Here is a 4038-nt window from a genome sequence, read left to right as displayed (position 1 = left end):
AGCACGCCATCGAGCACCGCATCGGTCAGGGTCAGCAGTTCTTCGCCGGTGACCATCGACACCGGACAACCATCGGTGCAGGTCAGCGGTACGCAGTCGGCGCTGTCGCCGTTGGGGTTTTTTGCTTGATCAGAGGCGTCGTCGTGGTGTTCGTCTTTTTTTAGCGAGGCATTGCGCTTGGCATCCCAACGCAGCTGCAATCGGCCCTTTTTCACGCCGGCGGCAATGCCACGGGCGGCGACCGACTTGTATTGATCAACGTATTTGATGAACCCCTCGACGATGGCAAACATCGCCTTCACCAAGCGCTTCACTGCTGACAGCAATTGCGCTGCGCGATCTGCCAGGCGTAGCGTCAGATAAGCGATCCCTGCGCCCGCCCCGACGAACGTCAGAACCACGCCGATCAACACATCGATCAGCACCTGAACGATCACCATCGACGCCGCTTCAGCAGTTTTCCCGGCGATCTCGCTGGGCGGCAACATCTCCAGCCAGAGGCTTGCAGTGCGTAGCAGTAAACAGAGCGCCGCTTCGTCACTGACCAGCAATTGCAGCTTTTCCATGACGCCGGGGGCCGTCGCAGCGAGCGCCATCAACTGCGTGGCACCCTCGCCCAACCGCTCGGCAAACGCCCCGGGGTCCTTGAGAATGTCCGAGAGCAGACCAAGGCTGTCCCACACGCCTTCGATGGCCGCCCAGCTCCCGGCCAGCATGCCGTTGCCCGCCGCCGTCGCCACCGACTGCGACCACTGTGGTTTGAAACCCTGCCATTCGCTGCGCAGCCAGCCTTCCAGCTCTGCATTCAGGCCGTCATAGGCCGTGAACAGCTCATCGACTTCAGCGGAGGTGACCTTGCTGTGCACCTGCACGCGATAGAACTTGCCGGGTATTCCTATGAATGAGCCTTGGCCTTGCGCATCCAAAGTGACGGGAGTGGTTTCGCCACCATCCATGGCGATCACATCGACCACGATATTTCCCAGCGGAATGTCGTAGACCGATTCAAATTTGCTCTCGAGCAGCATCGGACCGATCTTCGGGCACTGAACGACACTGGAGAAGAAATCGTGATCGCTGCTGCTGACGGCAGTGCTGCTGTCACCGAAGCGGAGGATCCGCTCCATGCCCATCAGCGATGGCAGATCCGCCGCGTGACTGACTGTGTCCGCCGCACGGCTGGCCCAATGCTTGAGCTGCTCGCGGTAAAGACTGAGGGTGGCGGGAAAGCTGTCGAGTTCTTGCTCGATACGGGTGACGGCTTCCATCAGCGCACGCGGGTGTGCGGAGTGGACTGAATAAGCGGGTCAAACATGAGCGTTCCCTCGCGCAAAAATTAGGCGCGGGAACTGTGCGGGGGATCAATCAGGAAAGAAGTCAGGCAAGTAGGTGATGGCTGTAGGACTTATCTGTAAAAGCTACTCACATAAAAAACAGGCAGGCGAAAACGCAAACGTGGCAGGAGGTTTCCTTCACGCCACGTTTATCAAACAGACAAGCAGATATTCAATGCGCAGAACGTTTGCTACTCAACGCCGCGCGAGCCCAGTTCTTTCAGCTTGAGCTCGGCCAATGGGTGCCCGGCCTTGGCAGCCATTCTCCACCAGCGAGCAGCTTCATCCGGGTCAGGCGCCTTGCTCGGCGTACCTGCGAGGCTGATCACGCCAACCTGATAGGCCGCTTTGCCATCACCCGCCAAAGCCGCCAGGCGCAATAATCGCACACCTTCCTCGCGTGCCCCCAGGCCCACACCGCGAAACGTCAGGATGTGCCCATAAAAGCTCTGCGCACCGACATCGCCCAGGTTGGCCATGCGCGCAAACTGACCTTCAAGCCAGCGCCAGCCACGCGGCTGGCGGACAAACCACGACCAGTGAAACAGCCGGCGAGCCAGCCAGTAACTGGCCCGCGCCTTGAGTCGTAGCAACACTCAGGCCTCCGCCGATTCCGGGTACTCGTATTCAAAAACCCGGACAACTTCCGACGCATGCCAAGAGGCGGCGGCGACACCATCGGACGGACCGGAAAACCGCCCGAGACGCTCGACACATTCAAAAAAACCGGTACGCGGCAGGCGACTGGCACCTTGGCTGATGACCAGTGAGCTGCGCAGTGGTTGTTCGGCCTTGGCGTCCAGTGCGGCCAGATGTTCAAGCGCCGCGGTCAGCGTCTGCATCGCCGGCGTCGGCAATTGCAGGCGTTCGAGCAGCGCCCGATAAGTCAGCAGATGGCGCTGACGGCGCGCCTGATCCAGTTCTCCCAGCAATCCGTCCCAATGCTGACGACTGATGCGTACGCTCACGATTCATCCCTCCAACCTGGCACCGTCAACTCCCAGGCCAGGCTGCGACGAATCGCGGCGTCGGGCTGACGCTCGCCACTTTCGATCATGGCCAGATAAGACGGGCTGATGCCTACCGTGCGGGCCAGCGCCTCGATGGCGATGCCCTTCCCTTCGCGCAAACTGCGTAATTGATCCAGACCAGGAAGTATCGGGTCTGATGATGTCGCGACAGGCGCTGGGGCCGGGCGCGACGGTGTTTCGTTGAGACCTGCTGCTTTCAGTAGAGCCTGATATTGAGCCCAAGGCAGAACCGCGTATTCCGGTTCGCCATCGCGTGCAATTATCTGAATATCCATGACTACCCCGTAGGACAACAACACTTAGCGAGTCGGCACTTTTCCCTAGAAGTGTAATCCTAACAGCGGCTAAGGTCGCGGGGGCATCTATCTGTGAAAGGGACTACAACAATCAGGGCTTTTTCGGGCCCTGAAGTTGAAGTTGTTCAGGGGTATCGGGCAGGCGCTCGACCACAGCGAGTTTTTCCGGCTGCTGGCGGTTGCGCCAGATGCGGAAGGCGTTGAGCTCATCGTCGAGGGTTTTCATCAGCCAGGCGAGGACGGCAATGTCGTCGAGCATACCGAATACCGGGATGAAATCAGGAATGGCATCGACCGGGCTGAGGAAATACATCAATCCCGCCACCACCGAAACCAGCGCTTTGCCGCTGATGGCGCGGTACTCGCCCCGCCAGTACGCCAGGCACAATGCCTGCAGCAGACGCAGATCATCTTTGAGTTTGCCGAGTCGATTACCTTGCGCGGCACCTTTGCTGGCCACGGCGAACAGCAGCGTCGGTAAACGTCCACGGGCAAGCAATCGGCCAGCCAAGGGCAGGAATCGAGCGAAATTCCACGGAGCTTTCATCTATTCCTCCCGTTGAAATGTTATCCACACAAATTGTGGATAACCTTGTGAACAGAGCTGCATTTGTGCGCTGAGAGCCCCGTTTTATAAGGGCCGCGCTCAGATCGGGCGTTTTTTACTCACATAAAAAACCCCAATATTTCATTGACTTGGCGGCTCAGGGCGTCTACCGCGGGGCAGCCTCAAAGCTATGACTCCTCTGACCGGCGTCGGTTCGCTCTGTTTACCCTTGCCAACCTCCAGATGCAACAACGCCCCGCATAAGCGAGGCGTTGTTGTTGAAACCGAGACCGATTACTTGGCGGCAGCGGCGTCTTCTTTGGCTGGATCCTTGATGGCCAACAGTTCCAGGTCGAAGACCAGAACCGAGTTGGCCGGGATTGCCGGGCTTGGCGACTGAGCGCCGTAAGCCAGATCGCTAGGGATGTACAGTTTGTACTTCTCGCCAACGTGCATCAGTTGCAGGCCTTCCACCCAACCCGGGATCACGCCGCTTACCGGCAGATCGATCGGGCTGCCGCGCTCGACGGAACTGTCGAATACGGTGCCGTTGGTCAGCTTGCCGGTGTAGTGAACGGTCACTACATCGGTAGGCTTAGGCTGTGGGCCGTCGGCTTTCTTGACCACTTCGTATTGCAGGCCGGAAGCAGTCGTCGTTACACCTGCTTTCTTGCCGTTTTCTTCGAGGAATTTCTTGCCGGCGGCTGCCGACTCTTCGCTCATCTTGGCCATGCGCTCTTCAGCACGCTTTTGCAGCGCGGCGAAGGCTTCGACCAGTTCTTCGTCTTTCAGCTTCTGTTCTTTCTTGCCGACGGCATCTTCGATGCCCT

Annotated in this window: 5 protein-coding genes and 1 pseudogene; all 6 read right to left on the bottom strand. The window is 58.9% G+C overall.

Annotation, left to right across the window (positions count from 1 at the left end; all coding sequences use genetic code 11):
- Nucleotides 1–1268: pseudogene (locus ACIPIZ_RS28925) on the bottom strand (type IV secretion protein Rhs); the annotation flags it as partial.
- A gap of 257 nt (nt 1269–1525) precedes the next feature.
- Nucleotides 1526–1930: an SEL1-like repeat protein gene (locus ACIPIZ_RS28920; protein WP_064390908.1), complete on the bottom strand. Its 405-nt coding sequence runs from the start codon at nt 1928–1930 to the stop codon at nt 1526–1528.
- Nucleotides 1931–2302 carry a hypothetical protein gene (locus ACIPIZ_RS28915; RefSeq protein ID WP_003223109.1) on the bottom strand — a complete coding sequence of 124 codons (372 nt, stop codon included), beginning with the start codon at nt 2300–2302 and terminating at the stop codon, nt 1931–1933. It lies immediately after the preceding gene.
- Complete coding sequence (locus ACIPIZ_RS28910) at nt 2299–2640, bottom strand: helix-turn-helix transcriptional regulator (RefSeq protein ID WP_064390909.1); 342 nt, start codon at nt 2638–2640, stop codon at nt 2299–2301. The genes ACIPIZ_RS28915 and ACIPIZ_RS28910 overlap by 4 nt, the downstream gene beginning before the upstream one ends.
- A gap of 112 nt (nt 2641–2752) precedes the next feature.
- Nucleotides 2753–3208, bottom strand: a complete 456-nt coding sequence (locus tag ACIPIZ_RS28905; RefSeq protein WP_064390910.1) for a YkvA family protein — start codon at nt 3206–3208, stop codon at nt 2753–2755.
- A 294-nt stretch (nt 3209–3502) separates the two neighbouring features.
- Nucleotides 3503–4038, bottom strand: a 536-nt coding sequence (locus tag ACIPIZ_RS28900) for an FKBP-type peptidyl-prolyl cis-trans isomerase (RefSeq protein ID WP_401168906.1), incomplete at its 5' end; no start/stop codon positions are given.

Source organism: Pseudomonas sp. NPDC087690, assembly GCF_044743175.1.
Lineage (GTDB): Bacteria > Pseudomonadota > Gammaproteobacteria > Pseudomonadales > Pseudomonadaceae > Aquipseudomonas.
This window is presented reverse-complemented; position numbering and strand designations above follow the sequence as displayed.